This window comes from Pseudomonas sp. G7(2022), from assembly GCF_052660475.1.
The window spans coordinates 6,299,395-6,317,321 of sequence record NZ_CP109659.1 but is presented as its reverse complement, the minus strand read 5'-3'; the positions used below and the strand labels follow the sequence as shown (position 1 = coordinate 6,317,321).

Here is a 17,927-nt window from a genome sequence, read left to right as displayed (position 1 = left end):
GCATGTGTGGAATTGTCGGCGCGGTAGCTGAACGTAATATCACCGCCATCCTGGTCGAAGGCCTCAAGCGCCTCGAATACCGCGGTTATGACAGTGCCGGTGTGGCGGTGTACACCAATGACGGCATGCTGGAACGCACCCGTCGTGTGGGCAAGGTCAGCGAACTGGATGCTGCCCTGGCTGAACATCCGCTGGTGGGTCGTCTCGGCATCGCCCACACCCGCTGGGCTACTCATGGCGCGCCAAGCGAACGCAATGCTCACCCGCATTTCTCGGATAAGGTCGCGGTGGTGCACAACGGCATCATCGAAAACCATGAAGCGCTGCGCGAGCAACTCAAGGCGCAGGGTTACGTGTTCTCCTCCGACACCGACACCGAAGTCATCGCCCACCTGCTGACCGAAAAGCTCAAGGTGCTGCCGGACCTGACCGATGCCCTGAAGGCAACCGTCAAGGAACTGCATGGCGCCTACGGTCTGGCGGTCATTCACGCGCTGCAACCGGATCGTCTGGTCGCGGCTCGCAGCGGCAGCCCGCTGGTGATCGGTCTGGGCCTGGGCGAAAACTTCCTCGCGTCCGACCAACTGGCTCTGCGTCAGGTCACCGACCGTTTCATGTACCTGGAAGAGGGCGATATCGCCGAAATCCAGCGTGACAAGGTGCAGATCTGGGACGTGACCGGCAAAGCCGTCGAGCGCCAGACCGTGCAGTACACCGACGGTGCCGAAGCCGCCGACAAAGGCGAGTTCCGCCACTACATGCTCAAGGAAATCCATGAGCAGCCATCCGTGGTGCAACGCACGCTGGAAGGTCGATTGAGCTCGGATCAGGTGCTGGTGCAGGCGTTCGGCCCGCAGGCCGCCGAACTGTTCGCCAAAGTGCGCAATGTGCAAATTGTGGCGTGCGGCACCAGTTACCACGCCGGCATGGTTGCCCGTTACTGGCTCGAAGAGCTGGCGGGGATTCCGTGCCAGGTCGAAGTCGCCAGTGAGTTCCGCTACCGCAAGGTGGTGGTGCAGCCGGACACTCTGTTCGTCACCATTTCCCAGTCCGGCGAAACCGCCGACACCCTGGCCGCCCTGCGCAACGCCAAGGAACTGGGTTTCCTGGGCAGCCTGGCGATCTGCAACGTCGGCATCAGTTCGCTGGTGCGCGAATCCGACCTGACCCTGCTGACCCAGGCCGGTCGTGAAATCGGCGTGGCTTCGACCAAAGCGTTCACCACACAATTGGTGGGCCTGCTGCTGCTGACCCTGTCCCTGGGCCAGGTGCGCGGCACTCTGGAAAAAGGCGTTGAAGCCCGACTGATTGAAGAACTGCGTCGCCTGCCGACTCGCCTGGGCGAAGCGCTGGCCATGGACAGCACGGTGGAAAAAATCGCCGAACTGTTCGCTGACAAAAACCACACCCTGTTCCTCGGTCGTGGTGCGCAGTATCCAGTCGCGATGGAAGGGGCTCTGAAACTCAAGGAAATTTCGTACATCCACGCCGAAGCTTACCCTGCCGGCGAACTGAAGCATGGCCCGCTGGCGCTTGTGGATAACGACATGCCGGTGGTCACCGTGGCGCCGAACAACGAACTGCTCGAGAAGCTCAAGTCCAACCTGCAGGAAGTTCGTGCCCGTGGCGGCGAACTGATCGTGTTCGCTGACGAGAAGGCGGGGATGACCAACGGCGAAGGCACCCACGTGGTGCAGATGCCGCACATCCACGACATTCTGTCGCCGATCCTCTACACCATCCCGCTGCAACTGCTGTCGTACTACGTCGCGGTGCTCAAGGGCACAGACGTGGACCAGCCGCGTAACCTGGCGAAGTCGGTGACGGTGGAATAAGTTATCCACACGCCGCACCAGACGACCACAGCTCGGAGACTCATCGGGGTCTCCAGGCTTTGGCATGTTTCCCACCTTTTGTTACCGAACACCCCAGCGCGGTGCAATGCCACGCTCCTGTAACAGTCTCTCTGATTTCAAAAAGCGCCCCTTCGAAAAAAATTCAATCACTCGATGCCCCGTGAATCCGGCCCCCAAGCGGTATCCGCAGATTTTGCTGGATGGCTTCTCGACAAGTTGGCCGTTCAATTGCATATGCTTGTATGTACAAGTAAAGACGTATGCATACGAGTTGAAAGAAACCGAGCATCTCGTCCACTGATTCGCTTGTCGCGCCAAGGGGCGCACAAGCCGCTTGCCCACCGCCAGGGTTGGTTTGAATTGATCGCTGAGGAGTCTTTTTCGTGACTGACAATAAGCCTACAAAATTCCGCAATGTTGAGATCCGTGCATCGCGCGGCAACAAGCTGACCGCCAAGAGCTGGCTGACCGAAGCGCCGCTGCGCATGCTGATGAACAACCTCGACCCGGAAGTCGCCGAGAACCCGAAAGAGCTGGTGGTTTACGGTGGCATCGGCCGCGCCGCGCGCAACTGGGAGTGCTACGACAAGATCGTCGAGAGCCTGACCAACCTGAACGACGACGAAACCCTGCTGGTGCAATCGGGCAAACCGGTCGGCGTGTTCAAGACCCACAGCAATGCGCCGCGCGTGCTGATCGCCAACTCCAACCTGGTACCGCACTGGGCGACCTGGGAACACTTCAACGAACTCGACGCCAAGGGCTTGGCCATGTACGGCCAGATGACCGCCGGCAGCTGGATCTACATCGGCAGCCAGGGCATCGTCCAGGGCACTTACGAAACCTTCGTCGAGGCCGGTCGCCAGCATTACAACTCCAACCTCAAGGGCCGCTGGGTCCTGACCGCGGGCCTCGGCGGCATGGGCGGCGCCCAGCCATTGGCCGCGACCCTGGCCGGTGCCTGCTCGCTGAACATCGAATGCCAGCAGGTCAGCATCGATTTCCGCCTGAAAAGCCGTTACGTCGACGAACAGGCCAAAGACCTCGACGACGCCCTGGCGCGCATTGAAAAGTACACAAAAGAAGGCAAGGCGATCTCCATCGCGCTGCTCGGCAACGCCGCCGAAATCCTCCCGGAACTGGTCCGTCGCGGCGTGCGCCCGGACATGGTCACCGACCAGACCAGCGCCCACGACCCGCTCAATGGCTACCTGCCGGCCGGCTGGACCTGGGACGAATACCGCGCCCGCGCCAAGACCGAACCGGCCGCGGTGATCAAGGCTGCCAAGCAGTCGATGGCGGTGCACGTCAAAGCCATGCTGGACTTCCAGAAGCAAGGCATCCCGACCTTCGACTACGGCAACAACATCCGCCAGATGGCCCAGGAAGAGGGCGTGGAAAACGCCTTCGATTTCCCGGGTTTCGTGCCGGCTTATATCCGTCCGCTGTTCTGCCGTGGCATCGGCCCGTTCCGCTGGGCGGCGCTGTCGGGTGATCCGCAGGACATCTACAAGACCGACGCCAAAGTCAAAGAACTGATCCCGGACGACGCCCACCTGCACAACTGGCTGGACATGGCCCGCGAGCGCATCAGCTTCCAGGGTCTGCCGGCGCGGATCTGCTGGGTCGGCCTGGGCCAGCGCGCCAAGCTCGGTCTGGCGTTCAACGAAATGGTCCGTCGCGGCGAGCTGTCGGCACCGATCGTGATCGGTCGCGACCACCTCGACTCCGGCTCGGTGTCCAGCCCGAACCGCGAAACCGAATCGATGCAGGACGGCTCGGATGCGGTCTCCGACTGGCCACTGCTCAACGCTTTGCTCAACACCGCCAGCGGCGCGACCTGGGTGTCGCTGCACCACGGTGGCGGCGTCGGCATGGGCTTCTCGCAACACTCGGGCATGGTGATCGTCTGCGACGGTACGGATGAAGCGGCCGAGCGTATCGCTCGCGTGCTGCACAACGACCCGGGCACCGGTGTGATGCGTCACGCCGACGCCGGTTACCAGATCGCCATCGACTGCGCCAAGGAGCAGGGGCTGAACCTGCCGATGATTACTTCGGTTAAAGGAGCCTGAACATGACTGCACTGAACCTGATCCCCGGCCAACTGAGCCTGTCCCAACTGCGTGACGTCTATCAGCACCCGGTCAAACTGACCCTCGACTACAGCGCCGCCGCCCAGATCGAAGCCAGCGTCGCCTGCGTCGAGCAGATCCTCGCCGAGAACCGCACCGCCTACGGCATCAACACCGGTTTCGGCCTACTGGCCTCGACCCGCATCGCCAGCGAAGACCTGGAAAACCTGCAGCGTTCGCTGGTGTTGTCCCACGCCGCCGGCGTCGGCCAGCCGATCAGCGATGAGCTGGTGCGCCTGATCATGGTGCTCAAGGTCAACAGCCTCAGCCGTGGTTTCTCCGGCATCCGTCGCGTGGTGATCGATGCGCTGATTGCGCTGATCAACGCCGAGGTTTATCCGCACATTCCGTTGAAAGGTTCGGTCGGTGCATCCGGCGACCTCGCGCCATTGGCGCACATGTCGCTGGTGCTGCTGGGCGAAGGCAAGGCGCGCTACAAGGGCGAGTGGATGGAAGCCACCGAAGCGCTGAAAGTCGCCGGTCTGACGCCGCTGACGCTGGCGGCGAAAGAAGGTCTGGCGCTGCTCAACGGTACGCAGGTTTCCACTGCATTCGCTTTGCGCGGTCTGTTCGAAGGTGAAGACCTGTTCGCCGGCGCGCTGGCACTGGGCGGGCTTACAGTTGAAGCGGTATTGGGCTCGCGCTCGCCGTTCGATGCCCGTATCCACGCCGCCCGTGGCCAGAAAGGCCAGATCGACGCCGCTGCTGCTTACCGCGATCTGCTGGGCGAGCGCAGCGAAGTCTCCGACTCGCACCAGAACTGCGAAAAGGTTCAGGATCCGTACTCGCTGCGTTGCCAGCCACAAGTCATGGGCGCATGCCTGACCCAGTTCCGTCAGGCCGCCGAGGTGCTGGTCATCGAGGCCAACGCCGTGTCCGACAACCCGTTGGTGTTCGCGGCCGAAGGCGACGTGATTTCCGGTGGTAACTTCCACGCCGAACCGGTGGCCATGGCTGCTGACAACATGGCTTTGGCCATCGCCGAAATCGGCTCCCTCAGCGAGCGCCGCATCTCGTTGATGATGGACAAGCACATGTCGCAACTGCCGCCGTTCCTGGTAGCCAATGGCGGGGTGAACTCCGGTTTCATGATCGCTCAGGTGACCGCTGCGGCGCTGGCCAGCGAGAACAAGGCACTGGCCCATCCGCATTCGGTGGACAGCCTGCCGACCTCCGCCAACCAGGAAGATCACGTGTCGATGGCCCCGGCTGCCGGCAAGCGTCTGTGGGAAATGGCCGAAAACACTCGCGGCATTCTCGCGGTGGAATGGCTGGCGGCGGTGCAGGGGCTGGACCTGCGCAACGGCCTGAAGACCTCGAGCAAACTGGAAAAAGCCCGGGGCATTCTGCGTCGCGAAGTGCCGTTCTACGAGAAGGATCGCTTCTTCGCGCCGGACATCAATGCGGCGACCGAACTGCTGGCTTCGCGGTGTCTGAACGAACTGGTTCCAGACAAGCTTTTGCCTAGCCTGTAAGGGCCTCTTCGCGGGCAAGCCCGCTCCCACAGTTGGAATGTCTACCACTGTGGGAGCGGGCCTGCCCGCGAATCGATTTTTGCGTCGAATAACAATAAATAAGGACGAAAAATGCAGCAGCCAGCAAAAGGTTTGAAACGCGGGCTTTCGGCCCGACACATTCGCTTCATGGCCCTGGGATCGGCGATCGGTACCGGGTTGTTCTACGGTTCTGCCTCGGCCATCCAGATGGCCGGTCCAGCGGTTCTGCTCGCTTACCTGATCGGTGGCGCGGCGGTGTTCATGGTCATGCGCGCCCTGGGCGAGATGGCGGTGCACAACCCGGTCGCCGGCTCGTTCGGGCATTACGCGAGCACCTACCTCGGCCCCATGGCGGGCTTCATTCTCGGTTGGACCTACGCGTTCGAAATGGTCATCGTCGGCATGGCCGATGTGACCGCGTTCGGCATTTACATGGGCTTCTGGTTTCCGGAAGTCTCGCGCTGGATCTGGGTGCTGGGCATCGTTTCGGTCGTTGGCGGCCTGAACCTGTGCAACGTCAAAGTCTTCGGTGAAATGGAGTTCTGGCTGTCGTTGCTCAAGGTGGCGGCCATCGTTGCGATGATCCTCGGCGGCTTCGGCATCATGCTGTTCGGCATCAGCACCGCCCCCGGTCAGGCCACCGATATCAGCAACTTGTGGACCCAGGGCGGCTTCATGCCCAACGGCGTGGGCGGCCTGATCGCCTCGTTTGCCGTGGTGATGTTTGCCTTCGGCGGCATCGAGATCATCGGCGTGACCGCCGGTGAAGCCAAGGATCCGCACCGTGTATTGCCCAAGGCGATCAACGCCGTGCCGATGCGCATCCTGCTGTTCTACGTGCTGACAATGCTGGTGCTGATGTCGATTTTTCCTTGGCAGCAGATTGGCAGCCAGGGCAGCCCGTTTGTGCAGATTTTCGACCATCTGGGCATCAGCTCGGCGGCCACCATTCTGAACATCGTGGTGATCTCGGCGGCGGTGTCGGCCATCAACAGCGACATCTTCGGTGCGGGCCGCATGATGTACGGTCTGGCTCAGCAAGGGCATGCACCCAAAGGTTTTGCTCAGCTATCGCGCAATGGCGTGCCGTGGCTGACGGTGATTGTGATGAGCTGCGCGCTGTTGCTGGGCGTGTTGCTGAACTACCTGATCCCGGAAAACATATTCCTGCTGATCGCTTCCATCGCAACCTTCGCCACGGTGTGGGTGTGGCTGATGATTCTGTTTACCCAAGTGGCTATGCGTCGTTCCATGACGGCCGAGCAGGTGGCGCAATTGAAATTCCCGGTGCCGTTCTGGCCGTACGCACCCATGGCGGCGATTGCCTTCATGTTGTTCGTGTTCGGCGTGCTGGGTTACTTCCCGGACACTCAGGCGGCATTGATTGTCGGCGTGGTCTGGATCGGGTTACTGGTGCTGGCGTATCTGACGTGGGTCAAGCCGGCGGCCGGGCAGGCTGCGCGAGTGACCCGCGATCAGCCGGTGTCTCAGCCTTGATCTGATCGCATGGCCACGTTGGGCTGCTCCAGCAGGTGATGCCCGTTGAGGATCGGGTACTGCCTATAATGCGAGGCGGTTTTTCATCCACTTCGGGGACACCATGGATCGCTTCCAGGAAATGCAGGTCTTCGCGGCCGTTGCTCAGGAACAGGGCTTTTCCGCTGCCGCGCGGCGCTTGGGTCTTTCCGCGGCCAGCGTCACCCGGGCGGTGGCGGCGCTGGAGCAGCGGATCGGTACGCAATTGCTGATTCGCACCACCCGCAGCGTGCACCTGAGTGAGGCGGGTCAGCGTTACCTGGAAGACTGTCGGAGGATTCTTGCCGAGGTGCAGGAAGCCGAAGACTCCGCTGCCGGCAGCCACACCCAGCCCCGTGGGCAATTGACGGTGACGGCGCCGGTGTTGTTCGGCGAGCTGTTTGTCACACCGGTGATGGCGGGTTATCTGACGCAATACCCGGACGTTTCCATCAACGCCCTGTTGCTGGATCGTGTGGTGAGCATGGTCGAGGAAGGCGTGGATGTGGCGATCCGCATCGGTGATTTGCCGGACAGCAACCAGCATGCGATCCGGGTCGGCGAGGTGCGTCGGGTGATCTGCGGTTCGCCGGATTATTTCGTCGCGCATGGGCGGCCAACCCATCCCCAGGCGCTGGCCGGTGCGCCAGTGGTGGCGACCTCGGCCATCGGTCAGCTGCGCAACTGGCCGTTTCTGGAAGGCGGTGAACCCTTGAGCGTCAGGCCTGAGCCGCGACTGGTGGTCACCGGCAATCAGGCGGCTATCACCGCCGCTTGTTTGGGGCTTGGGTTGACTCGGGTGCTGTCTTATCAGGTGGCCGGCAAGATCGCCTCGGGTGAGCTGGAAATCGTCCTCGCCGAGTACGAGTTGCCGCCGCTGCCCATCCATGTGGTGTATCAGGGCGGGCGCAAGGCGCCGACCCGGGTGCGCAGTTTTGTCGATTACACCGTGAGCGCCTTGCGCGAGCATCCAGCCCTGAAAAACGCGGCGTTATTTCATCCAGAGAAATAATGGATTGCGTTTGCTGGTTATTCTGTTGTTTTCGCGATAGGTGGAAGATGGCTGCCACGGTTGTCGCCCATTTCGGGCGACGCAAACGTCCAGCGGAGTCGACCATGCAAGCGATCAAACTCTACAACTTCCCGCGTTCCGGCCACGCCCACCGGGTCGAGCTGATGCTGTCCCTGTTGCAACTGCCGACCGAGCTGATCTTCGTTGATCTGGCCAAGGGCGAGCACAAACAACCGCAATACCTGGCGATCAACAGCTTCGGGCAAGTGCCGGCCATTGATGACAATGGCGTGGTGCTGGCCGATTCCAATGCGATTCTGGTGTATCTGGCGCAGAAGTACGGCAACGGTCGTTGGCTGCCGAGCGACCCGGTCGGCGCAGCGCGTGTCCAGCGCTGGCTGTCGGCGGCAGCCGGGCCGATTGCCTTTGGCCCGGCTGCGGCGCGGCTTATCACGGTGTTCGGGGCGAAGTTCAACGCCGAGGAAGTCATCACCCGTGCGCACAACTTTCTCAAGGTGATGGATGTGGAACTGGGCAAAACCCCGTACCTGGTGGGCAACGAGCCGACCATCGCCGACATCTCGGCCTACAGCTACATCGCCCATGCACCGGAAGGCAATGTGTCGCTGGACGACTACGCCAATGTACGTGCCTGGCTGGCGCGGATCGAAGCGCTGCCCGGTTTTGTCGGCATGCCGCGCACCGTCGCCGGCCTGCAAACCACTGCCTGACATTGATCACCCACACTGCGCCGACGGTGCAGGGGAGAGTCCGAGATGGAACGTTCACCGTGGCACGCTGGCGAGCAACAATTGCAGGCCCATGTCGGCGTTGCCGAACGCATGGAGGAGTTCGGTCGTAAGGTGATTCGCACCTGGATGCCGGATCAGCACCGTCAGTTCTATCAGCAATTGCCCTTCATGCTGTACGGCGCCGTCGATGCCGAGGGGCGTCCATGGGCCAGTGTGCTGGAGGGCGAACCGGGATTCGCCCACTCTCCCGAGCCGACGCAAATGCAGTTCGCCAGCCTGCCAGCTGCCGATGATCCGGCGCAGTTGCAGGCCGGTGCCGCGATCGGCCTGCTTGGCATCGAACTGCATACTCGCCGGCGCAATCGGCTCAATGGCCATATCGGCAGCCTCGGGGCGGACGGTTTTACGCTGACGGTGGATCAGTCGTTTGGCAACTGCCCGCAGTACATTCAGTTGCGCCAGTTTCAGCGGGTGCCACTGACGGATCCGCAGACCCGCAAGGCCGAACACCGTGACAGCCTCGATGACGCCGCCATTGCCTTGATCGAAAGTGCCGACACTTTCTTTGTCGCCAGTTACGTTGATGTCGACGGTGAGCGTTCAGTCGATGTTTCCCACCGTGGCGGTCAGCCCGGTTTTGTGCGGATTGAGGGCAATCGACTGACGATCCCGGATTTTGCCGGCAATCTGCACTTCAATACCCTCGGCAATCTGCTCCTCAATCCCTTGGCCGGGTTGCTGTTTATCGACTTTTCCACAGGCGATGTGTTGCAGCTCAGCGGCCGCACCGAGGTGATTCTCGAAGGGCCACAGATCGAGGCTTTCCAAGGCGCCGAAAGGTTGTGGACATTCGAAGTTGAGAAACTGGTTCGGCGTCCGGCAGCGCTGGCTCTTCGCTGGCGCTTCGACGGTATGTCACCCACCAGCCTGCTGACCGGTAACTGGGCCCAGGCCGATGCACGGTTGCAGGCCAAGGCATTGGGGGACAGCTGGCGACCATTGCGGGTGGCCAGGATTGAAATGGAAAGCCGTCATATACGGTCGATTTATCTGGAGCCGGACGACGGTGCGGGGCTGCCGGTGTTTCTCGCCGGGCAGCATCTGCCGCTACGGTTCAACCTCGATGGCGAGGTGCACATCCGTACCTACAGCCTGTCCGGCGCGCCGTCGGACGATTTTTTCCGAATCAGCGTCAAACGCGAAGGACGTGTGTCGACGCACCTGCATGAGCAGATTCGCGTAGGCGATGTGCTGGAGGCGCGCTTGCCTCAAGGGCATTTCACGGTCGCGGCGCTGGAACGCCGTCCACTGGTGTTGTTGGCGGCCGGAGTCGGCATCACGCCGTTGCTGTCGATGCTGCGTGAGGTGGTCTATCAAGGCCTGCGTACCCGGCGGATTCGTCCGACCCTGTTTGTTCAGAGTTCCCGCAGCCTCGCCGACCAGCCGTTTCGCGCAGAGGTGGATCGGTTGCTGGAGGACGCCGGTGACGCCGTGAAGGTGTTGCGAGTGCTCAGCCAGCCAGAGGACGATCTGGTGCAAGGCGAGGATTTCGATATGCGTGGCCGTATCGATGGCGATCTATTGCGCAATCTGCTGACCGACGAGGACTTTGATCAGGTCGACTTTGTGCTCTGCGGCCCCGGCGGTTTTACCCAGGGGATCTACGACACTTTGCGTGAACTGGATGTGCGCGACGACCAGATCCACGCCGAAACCTTCGGCCCCTCGACCCTCAAGCGCCAACCCGATCCGGATGCGATCGTGATCGAGCAATTGCCTGCCGCGACCACTTCGGTGCCGGTGGTGTTCGAGCGTTCGGCCAAGGAAGCGCGCTGGCAGCCCGACGGCGGCAGTCTGCTGGAACTGGCGGAAAGCCGTGGACTGCGTCCGGAATTCAGTTGCCGCGGTGGATCCTGCGGCACCTGCAAGACGCGGCTGATCAGCGGCGCAGTGAATTATCCACAGCCCCCGGCCGAAGTGCCGGAGGAAGGGCAGGTGCTGATCTGCTGTGCGGTGCCGGCGCAAAGTACCCAGCCGCTGGTGCTGGATCTGTAAAGGATCAGGCGTAGGACAGCGCCTTTTCCTCCAGCAGTTCCTGATACAGCTCGTTCCACTTGCGGCCCATTTCGTCGGCTGTGAATAACTGCCGGTAACGGGCTTCAGCCTTGACGCCCATTTCGGCGGCGCGGGTCGGGTTTTCCCACAGGGTACGCATCGCTTCGCGAAACGCCTGTGGATGACTCGGCGGCACCACCAGTCCGGTTTCGTTGTGGATATTGATGTAGCTGGTGCCGGTGCCGATCTCGCTGGAGATCATCGGCTTGCCGTACATCGCGCCTTCGAGCAGCGAAATACCGAACGCTTCCGAGCGCAGGTGCGACGGGAAGACGATGGCGTAGCTCAGTTGCAGCAGGGCGACCTTGTCGTCATCGCTCACCCGTCCGAGGAAGTGAATGTTGCGCAGACCCAGCGCGGCTGCCTGAGCGTGCAGCGCCTGCTCCAACGGGCCGGCACCGACGATCACCACCGGATAGTCCACGTCTTTCAAGGCATCGAGCAGGATGTGCAGGCCCTTGTAGTAGCGCATCACCCCGACGAACAGGAAAAACTTATCCCCAAGCTGCTGGCGCCAGCGGTTCATGCGCTCGGCGTCAGGCTGTGGATAACCGGCCTTGTTCAGGCCATAGGGAATGACCCGGGTCTTGTCCTGGAACTGTTGCAATACATCACTGGTGTGCAGGTAATTCGGCGAAGCGGCAACGATCCGGTCGGCGCTGGAGAGGAAGCGGTTCATCAGCGGGCGATAAAGCTTGAGCAGGTTCTTCTGGCGGATGATGTCCGAGTGGTAGGTCACCACGCTTGGTTTGTCCATGCCGCTGGCGAAATGCACCAGATCCATGAACGGCCACGGGAAGTGGTAGTTGATCACGTCGGCTTCGGCGGCCAGTTCGCGAAACTGCTTGAAGACGCTCCAGGAAAACCCGGTGGAAGCGAACTGGATGTCGAGTCTGGCCCGATGCACTTCGTGTTGCCCCAGTTGAACCACGGCCGGTTCGGGATGGGCGCTGAGGGTCAGCACCTGGCCGTCGATACCGTGCTGGGCGCCGCTCTCGCAGAGCTGGAAGATCACTTGCTCGATGCCGCCGACCGAGTCAGGCAGATACGTCTTGAAAAAATGAAGTACTCGCATTCAACCTCCCATGGCCTGGTGGTAGGCGCCGGCCGTGGCCTGCGCGCAACGCTTCCAGGAAAACAGCCGTGCCTGCTGCAATCCGGCTTCTCGGCATGCCTGCCAATGCGCTTGATCGTCGATCAGGCGACTCAGCGCATCGCGCAAGCCGTCTGCATCGTCAGCTTCAATGTAGTTACCGGCGACCCCTGCCACTTCCGGCATTGCCGAAGAGCGAGTGACCACCACCGGCGTGCCACTGGCCATCGCTTCCAGTACCGGCAGGCCAAAACCTTCATACAACGAGGGAAAAACCAGCGCCCGGGCGCCGGCCAGCAATTGCGCAACCTGTTCATCCGGCAAGTAGCCGAGCAGGCAGACATGACCGCTGGCCAGGGCTTCACGCAATTGCTCACTGAATTGTTCGCGCTGCCAGCCGGCCATACCGACGATCAACAGCGGGAAGCGCTGGCGCACGGCTTCGGGCAATAGCGCGTGGGCGCGCAGGGCCAGGCTCAGGTTCTTGCGCGGCTCCAGCGTGCCGACGCACAGGAAATACTCCCCCGCCTCCACGGCATGCGCCTTGAGCACGGCGTCGATGGCTTGCGGCTCGCGTGGATGAAAGCGCTCGGCGACACCCAGGGGTGCCACCACGAAGCGCTCGGCTGGCAGCCCGAAATAGCGTTGTGCTTCGTCGGCGATGGCTTGCGAGTCGGTCAGAATCACCTGTGCCTGTTGGATGCCGTCGGTCAGTCGCCGCTCGATTTCCCTGAGCCGTGCCTGCGGCTGCGTGTCCGGGAAATGCAGGTGCGTCAGATCGTGCAGGGTGATCACGGTCGGGCCGTCGAAGGCCAGCGGCCACAGGCTCGGTTCGTGATACAGGTCGATGTCGGGTGTGCGGCCCTGATCGAAGCGTTTCTGTTCCAGCCAGCGGCGTACCTGATAGGCGCCGGGGATCTTGCGCAGCACTGGGCTCAGGCGCGAGTAGCCGGGCATCGCCGCTTCCGGCAACTGCGCACTCCAGCCCCAGCCGTGAAACAGTGCCACGTCGATATCGGTTTCGGTGTGCAAGGCGTTGACCAGTTCAGCAACGTAATGGCCGATCCCGGTGCGTGGTGCCTGGAGAATCCGTGCGTTAAGGGCTATGCGCATGGGACCTCGCTTGCGCCGCGGGCGCTTGCAGCACATGGCGTGCGGTGCGTTCGGCCAGTTGCTGACTGGCTTCGCGCCAGCCGATCCAATGCCACTCGGCCACGTTACGGGCGGCGGGAAACTGGCCGCTGCGCTCGAAGGTCGTCACCAGATCGGCAAGGCGTTGCGGATCGTGCAAATTGAAGTAGGCCATGAATTCGCCGCCGATCTCGCGGAACACCGCGATGTCGCTGCCCATCGCCGGCAATCCGCGCTGCATGGCTTCCACCAGCGGCAGGCCGAAGCCCTCGACGAACGACGGGAACACCAATGCGCTGGAGTGGGCATACGCGTATTCCAGGCTGGTGTCGCTCAAGTCGTTGAACATGAACAGACGCCGGTTCAGTTCGGCGTGATTGCGTACCCGGGCGAGCAGGGCATCGCACTTCCAGCCGATGCGTCCGGCGATGCACAGGCGCGCATTTGAACCGGCTGCCCAGGCGCGTTCGAAGGCATCCAGAAGATAGTCGTGGTTCTTGCGTGGTTCGATGGTGCTGACCATCAGGAACACCGGCTCTGGCGTTGTGAACACACGCTCCAGCTGCGGTTCGACGGCTGCATCGACGCTTTGCAGATCCAGCTCGGAGCCGAGGTGGAAATAGTCGAACCAGCGCTTTTCGACATCTGCCGGACCGAGACGGCGCTGCACTTCCTCGCGCACCTGATCGCGCACGGTGGCGGAAATCGCCAGATAACCGTCGGCGGTACGGGTGATCCAGTCGAACCATTCGCTGAAAACCTGCACCAGCCGCGTGTCGTAAAACTGCGGGTGGGTCAGGGGAATCAGGTCGTAGATCACCGCTACGATGCCCACGCCTTGGTCTTTCAGGCGTTCGGCATGCAGAAAGAAGTCCGAGTGCCAGGACGAATCCAGCAACACCAGTTGGTCGCCGGGCTGGTGTTCCAGTGGCTCACAGCGCTGGGGCAACTGATAGCGGTTGACGCGTTCGATCAGCCGCAACGGGATACCGAACAGGCCGAACGAGCCCAGCCGATAGCCGACGTACAGGCCCCGTCGTGTCGTTTTGCTCCGGCAGCGGCTGTCGAGGCGCTGATGCAGTTGCCAGAAGCGATGGGCCAGCCGTTCCAGGCGCTCGCCAAACGTGACGATGGCATTGAACAGGGGAGCGTTCAGTGGCGCCAGGCGCTTCACGCGGTACAGCTCGCCCTTGAGCAAGACTACCGGCACGCACTCGACACCTTCAGCGCTCGGCGGCAGTTGCTTGATGACATTGCGCACCACCCGCTGAATCCCGGAATTGACTTTCGGGTGTTTGAACACGTGGGTGCATTCGACCAGCAGGCGTTTCATGGCGCACGCTCCGCGAGGCTGTCCGCATGGCGGGTGATCGAGGTTCTGGCGCCCAGCCAGGAACAGCCGACGAAATCTTCCTGGCGGTTGTTGATCACGTGGAACACCAGGCCGTAATCACGCCATTCGAAGTTGCGGTCCAGGTGTGAATCCAGCCGCGAAAGGCTCAGGGCCACGGAGTAATTGCCCTTGCCCAGGCCCATGACGAAGGCGAAGCGATAGGTGATGCGCTCACCGGCATGCAGATCTTCCAGCGCCTTGTTCTGTCGGTGGGTGTTGATGCCGTACATGGCCTGGCCCAGACGATCCTTGATCATGAACCCCAGCACCAGCCGTTCGATGTCCTGACGAATCTCGACGTCGACTTCCAGTGTTACCGGCTGACCGACTTCGGCGGCTTCGATGGAGCGCTCGTGCTCATCGAGCAGTCGCACGCTGAGGATCCCGGCCTCGCCGGTGCCGGACACGGTGCGCACCTGGCCGCCGTCGAGCAGTTCCTGGCGCACGGTCTGGCCCTCGCGTTCGGCGAGCAGGGCGTTGTAGTAATCCATGACCGCTTCGGGTTTGTCGTGCATAGCCATGTGGCCGGCCTCGAGCAGGATCGCCGAGTCGCAGATCGACTGGATCGCCGAGCGGTCGTGGGACACGATCAGCAGCGTGGTGCCGGCTTTGCGGAAGCTGCGGATACGGTCGAAGCTCTTGTGTTGAAAGTAGGCGTCGCCCACCGACAGCGCTTCGTCGACGATCAGTATGTCCGGGCGGCGCGCGGTGGCGACGCTGAAGGCCAGGCGCATCTGCATGCCGCTGGAGTAGGTGCGCACCGGGTGATCGATGGCCTCGCCGATTTCCGCGAAGCGTTCGATGTCCGGCATCAGCGCTTCAATTTCTTCGACGTGCATGCCCAGCAGTTGCCCGGCCATCACCGCATTCTGCCGCCCGGTGAAGTCCGGGTGAAAACCCATGCCCAGCTCCAGCAGCGCCGCGACCCGGCCCTCGAGCTGGATCTGGCCGCAGGTGGGCTGGGTGGTGCCGGTGATCATCTTGAGCAGGGTGCTTTTGCCAGCGCCGTTGACCCCGACGATGCCCACCGCTTCACCGGGGGCGATTTCGAAATTCACATCCTGCAGCACCCAGTGCTGGCGATGGCGCATCGGCGAAAACGGAATCAGCCATTCGGCCAGGCGACTCCAGCGGGTGGGGTACTGCTTGTAGGCCTTGCCCAGGCCGGTGACGCGTATGTGCCCCATCAGAGTTCATCCACCATTTCGCCGACCCGCCGGCGGAACAGGCGCAGCCCGATCACGCACAGCAGCAGGCCGATCACGAAGATCGGCAGCAGCGAGCTCCACACCGGCCATTGACCGTAGAGAAACAGGTTCTGGTAACTGCCGATCAGATTGGTCAGCGGGTTGAGTTGCAGCAGGCGCTGCACCCACTCGGGCAGGATGCTCAGCGGGTACACGATGGGCGTCAGCCAGAACCAGAATTGCAGACAGATGGCGAACAATTGCCCGACATCGCGAAAGAACACGTTGAGCACGCCGAGGATCATGCCCAGCCCGGCGCAGAACAGCACTTGCAGCGCCAGCAACGGCGCCAGTGCCAACAGGGCCATCCCCGGCCAGCGTCCGGTGATCAACAGAAAACCGAGGAACAGGCCGATGATGATCGCGAAGTTGATACCGGCATTGAGCAGTACGATCACCGGCAGGCAGAGGCGCGGGAAGCTGATTTTCTTCAGCAGATTGGCGTTCTCCAGAAACATGTTCTGGCTGCGCAGGGTGATTTCCGAAAACAGGCCCCAGGTCAGCAGCCCGGCGCACAGGTAGACGCTGTAGGCCATGCCGTCGTCCACGCCAGGCAGACGGGCGCGCATGATGTGGGAAAAGATCACGGTGTAGACGATGATCATCGACAGCGGGTTGAGTACCGTCCACAGCGCGCCGAACAGCGAATTGCGGTACCGCGCTTGAAACTCCCGTTTGACGCTACCGAGGATGAAACCCCGGTAGTCGTGCAGCGAGCGGTACAGGGAAAGCAGCATTCACACCGTCCTGCCGTATTGGTCTTCGAAGCGGACGATGTCGTCCTCTCCCAGGTATTCGCCACTTTGCACTTCGATGATCACCAGGTCGATCACGCCGGGGTTCTCCAGACGGTGCTTGTGACCGGCAGCGATGAACGTCGACTCGTTCTTGGCCACCAGCGTGGTACCGGTACCGTTGTTGGTGACCTTGGCCATGCCTTCGACCACCACCCAGTGTTCATTGCGGTGATGGTGCATCTGCAGCGACAGCTTGCCGCCGGGTTTGACCACGATGCGTTTGATCTTGAAGCGCGGGCCTTCCTCGAGCACGGTGTAGGTGCCCCATGGACGGCTGACCGTGCGGTGCAGGCGATAGGCTTCGTGGGACTTGTCCTTGAGCTGCTTGGCGACCCGGCGTACATCCTGAGCACGGTCGGCGTGGGCGACGAGCACGGCGTCGGCGGTGTCGATCACAATCAGGTCTTCTACACCCACCGCAGCCACCAGCCGGCCTTCGCTCTGGACGAAGTTGTTGCGGCTGTCGATGAAGATCGCTTCGCCGCTGGCGCGGTTATTGTCAGCATCTGCGGGCACCAGCGCCGCTACCGCGCCCCATGAACCGATGTCGCTCCAGTCGAAACTGGCGGGAACCACAACCACTTTTTCCGAGCGTTCCATCAGCGCGTAGTCGATGGAAATATCGGTGATCTCGGCGAACAGCGCCGCCGACAATTCCTGTTGCAGGCAGCCGACGGTTTCCACCGGTTCGCTGGCGGCCATGCAGGCGCGGGTCTGTTCCAGCAGCACGGGGGCGTGCAGCGCCAGCTCGGCGATCAGGGTCGCGGTGGTGAAGCAGAACATTCCCGAGTTCCACAGGAAGTTACCGCTCTCCAGATAATGGGTGGCGGTCTGCAGGTCGGGTTTTTCCACGAAACGCTGCACTTTGGCCGCGCCTCTGGCATCCAGTGGCGCGCCGGTCTCGATGTAGCCGAAGCCGGTTTCCGGAGCGGTCGGCACTACGCCGAAGGTCACCAGGTAACCGTCCTTCGCCAGATTGACCGCGTGTTCGACCGCACTCTTGAGCGCCACTTCGTCGACGATCAGGTGGTCGGCGGGCATCACCACCATGATCGCTTCGTCGCCGTGCAGGGCTTGCAGTGACAGTGCTGCCGCAGCGATGGCCGGGGCCGTGTTGCGGCCGGTGGGCTCGAGCAGGAAGTGTCCGCGGTGCCGTGACAGGCGCGCGGCCTGATAGTGATCCTTGCTTTGGAAGTAGTACTCGCGGTTGGTCACCGTGACAATGTCTCCCCAGCCGTCCAGCAGACCGGCAGCGCGCCGGTAGGTCTTGCCCAGCAGCGACTGGCCGTCGGGCAGGGTCATGAACGGCTTGGGATGGCCCTCTCGGGACACCGGCCACAAACGGGTGCCGGCACCGCCGGACAGAATCACGGGGATCAGCATGG

13 protein-coding genes are annotated in these 17,927 nt (G+C 62.1%); 7 read left to right on the top strand and 6 right to left on the bottom strand.

What is annotated here, in order from left to right; all coding sequences use genetic code 11:
- Nucleotides 1–2: 2 nt before the first annotated feature.
- The 7 genes from glmS (at nucleotide 3) to NE357_RS29005 (ending at nucleotide 10,821) form a co-directional block, all read left to right on the top strand.
- Entirely contained in the window at nucleotides 3–1,835 is a 1,833-nt protein-coding gene (glmS, locus tag NE357_RS29035; protein ID WP_169432571.1) for a glutamine--fructose-6-phosphate transaminase (isomerizing), read from the top strand.
- 404 nt (nucleotides 1,836–2,239) lie between these two features.
- Entirely contained in the window at nucleotides 2,240–3,931 is a 1,692-nt protein-coding gene (hutU, locus tag NE357_RS29030) for a urocanate hydratase (RefSeq protein ID WP_169432570.1), read from the top strand.
- 2 nt (nucleotides 3,932–3,933) lie between these two features.
- Nucleotides 3,934–5,466 (top strand): histidine ammonia-lyase, encoded by a 1,533-nt coding sequence (gene hutH, locus NE357_RS29025; RefSeq protein WP_169432569.1) that lies wholly within the window; start codon nucleotides 3,934–3,936, stop codon nucleotides 5,464–5,466.
- 111 nt (nucleotides 5,467–5,577) lie between these two features.
- Complete coding sequence (locus tag NE357_RS29020) at nucleotides 5,578–6,984, top strand: amino acid permease (protein ID WP_169432568.1); 1,407 nt, start codon at nucleotides 5,578–5,580, stop codon at nucleotides 6,982–6,984.
- Between the two features lie 103 nt (nucleotides 6,985–7,087).
- Nucleotides 7,088–8,014: a LysR family transcriptional regulator gene (locus NE357_RS29015; protein WP_169432567.1), complete on the top strand. Its 927-nt coding sequence runs from the start codon at nucleotides 7,088–7,090 to the stop codon at nucleotides 8,012–8,014.
- A 104-nt stretch (nucleotides 8,015–8,118) separates the two neighbouring features.
- Nucleotides 8,119–8,745, top strand: coding sequence for a glutathione S-transferase family protein (locus tag NE357_RS29010; protein ID WP_169432566.1), 627 nt, complete (start codon nucleotides 8,119–8,121; stop codon nucleotides 8,743–8,745).
- 45 nt (nucleotides 8,746–8,790) lie between these two features.
- Complete coding sequence (locus NE357_RS29005; RefSeq protein WP_169432565.1) at nucleotides 8,791–10,821, top strand: 2Fe-2S iron-sulfur cluster-binding protein; 2,031 nt, start codon at nucleotides 8,791–8,793, stop codon at nucleotides 10,819–10,821.
- Nucleotides 10,822–10,825: 4 nt separating this feature from the next.
- Here the strand turns inward: NE357_RS29005 and NE357_RS29000 are convergent, their stop codons facing one another.
- Genes NE357_RS29000 through NE357_RS28975 form a run of 6 tightly spaced genes read right to left on the bottom strand, consistent with a single transcriptional unit; the run spans nucleotide 10,826 to nucleotide 17,925 of the window.
- Entirely contained in the window at nucleotides 10,826–11,956 is a 1,131-nt protein-coding gene (locus NE357_RS29000) for a glycosyltransferase family 4 protein (RefSeq protein WP_169432564.1), read from the bottom strand.
- Nucleotides 11,957–13,087 (bottom strand): glycosyltransferase family 4 protein, encoded by a 1,131-nt coding sequence (locus NE357_RS28995; RefSeq protein WP_169432563.1) that lies wholly within the window; start codon nucleotides 13,085–13,087, stop codon nucleotides 11,957–11,959. It abuts the gene before it with no gap.
- Complete coding sequence (locus tag NE357_RS28990) at nucleotides 13,071–14,438, bottom strand: glycosyltransferase family 4 protein (RefSeq protein ID WP_169432562.1); 1,368 nt, start codon at nucleotides 14,436–14,438, stop codon at nucleotides 13,071–13,073. The genes NE357_RS28995 and NE357_RS28990 overlap by 17 nt, the downstream gene beginning before the upstream one ends.
- Nucleotides 14,435–15,685, bottom strand: a complete 1,251-nt coding sequence (locus NE357_RS28985) for an ABC transporter ATP-binding protein (protein ID WP_169432561.1) — start codon at nucleotides 15,683–15,685, stop codon at nucleotides 14,435–14,437. The genes NE357_RS28990 and NE357_RS28985 overlap by 4 nt, the downstream gene beginning before the upstream one ends.
- The gene (locus NE357_RS28980) at nucleotides 15,685–16,482 is read right to left on the bottom strand and encodes an ABC transporter permease (RefSeq protein ID WP_169432560.1); all 798 of its coding nucleotides are present in this window, start codon (nucleotides 16,480–16,482) and stop codon (nucleotides 15,685–15,687) included. Before NE357_RS28980 ends, NE357_RS28985 begins: the two co-directional genes overlap by 1 nt.
- Entirely contained in the window at nucleotides 16,483–17,925 is a 1,443-nt protein-coding gene (locus NE357_RS28975) for a mannose-1-phosphate guanylyltransferase/mannose-6-phosphate isomerase (RefSeq protein ID WP_169432559.1), read from the bottom strand.
- Between the last annotated feature and the right edge of the window lie 2 nt (nucleotides 17,926–17,927).

Excerpts from the sequence above, each read along its gene's own strand:
- NE357_RS29010 (WP_169432566.1), top strand. The coding sequence starts at position 8,119 with ATGCAAGCGATCAAACTCTACAACTTCCCGCGTTCCGGCCACGCCCAC.
- NE357_RS29000 (WP_169432564.1), bottom strand. The coding sequence starts at position 11,956 with ATGCGAGTACTTCATTTTTTCAAGACGTATCTGCCTGACTCGGTCGGC.
- NE357_RS28980 (WP_169432560.1), bottom strand. The coding sequence starts at position 16,482 with ATGCTGCTTTCCCTGTACCGCTCGCTGCACGACTACCGGGGTTTCATC.
- glmS (WP_169432571.1), top strand. The coding sequence starts at position 3 with ATGTGTGGAATTGTCGGCGCGGTAGCTGAACGTAATATCACCGCCATC.
- NE357_RS29005 (WP_169432565.1), top strand. The coding sequence starts at position 8,791 with ATGGAACGTTCACCGTGGCACGCTGGCGAGCAACAATTGCAGGCCCAT.
- hutH (WP_169432569.1), top strand. The coding sequence starts at position 3,934 with ATGACTGCACTGAACCTGATCCCCGGCCAACTGAGCCTGTCCCAACTG.
- NE357_RS28995 (WP_169432563.1), bottom strand. The coding sequence starts at position 13,087 with ATGCGCATAGCCCTTAACGCACGGATTCTCCAGGCACCACGCACCGGG.
- NE357_RS29020 (WP_169432568.1), top strand. The coding sequence starts at position 5,578 with ATGCAGCAGCCAGCAAAAGGTTTGAAACGCGGGCTTTCGGCCCGACAC.
- NE357_RS28975 (WP_169432559.1), bottom strand. The coding sequence starts at position 17,925 with ATGCTGATCCCCGTGATTCTGTCCGGCGGTGCCGGCACCCGTTTGTGG.
- NE357_RS28990 (WP_169432562.1), bottom strand. The coding sequence starts at position 14,438 with ATGAAACGCCTGCTGGTCGAATGCACCCACGTGTTCAAACACCCGAAA.
- NE357_RS28985 (WP_169432561.1), bottom strand. The coding sequence starts at position 15,685 with ATGGGGCACATACGCGTCACCGGCCTGGGCAAGGCCTACAAGCAGTAC.
- NE357_RS29015 (WP_169432567.1), top strand. The coding sequence starts at position 7,088 with ATGGATCGCTTCCAGGAAATGCAGGTCTTCGCGGCCGTTGCTCAGGAA.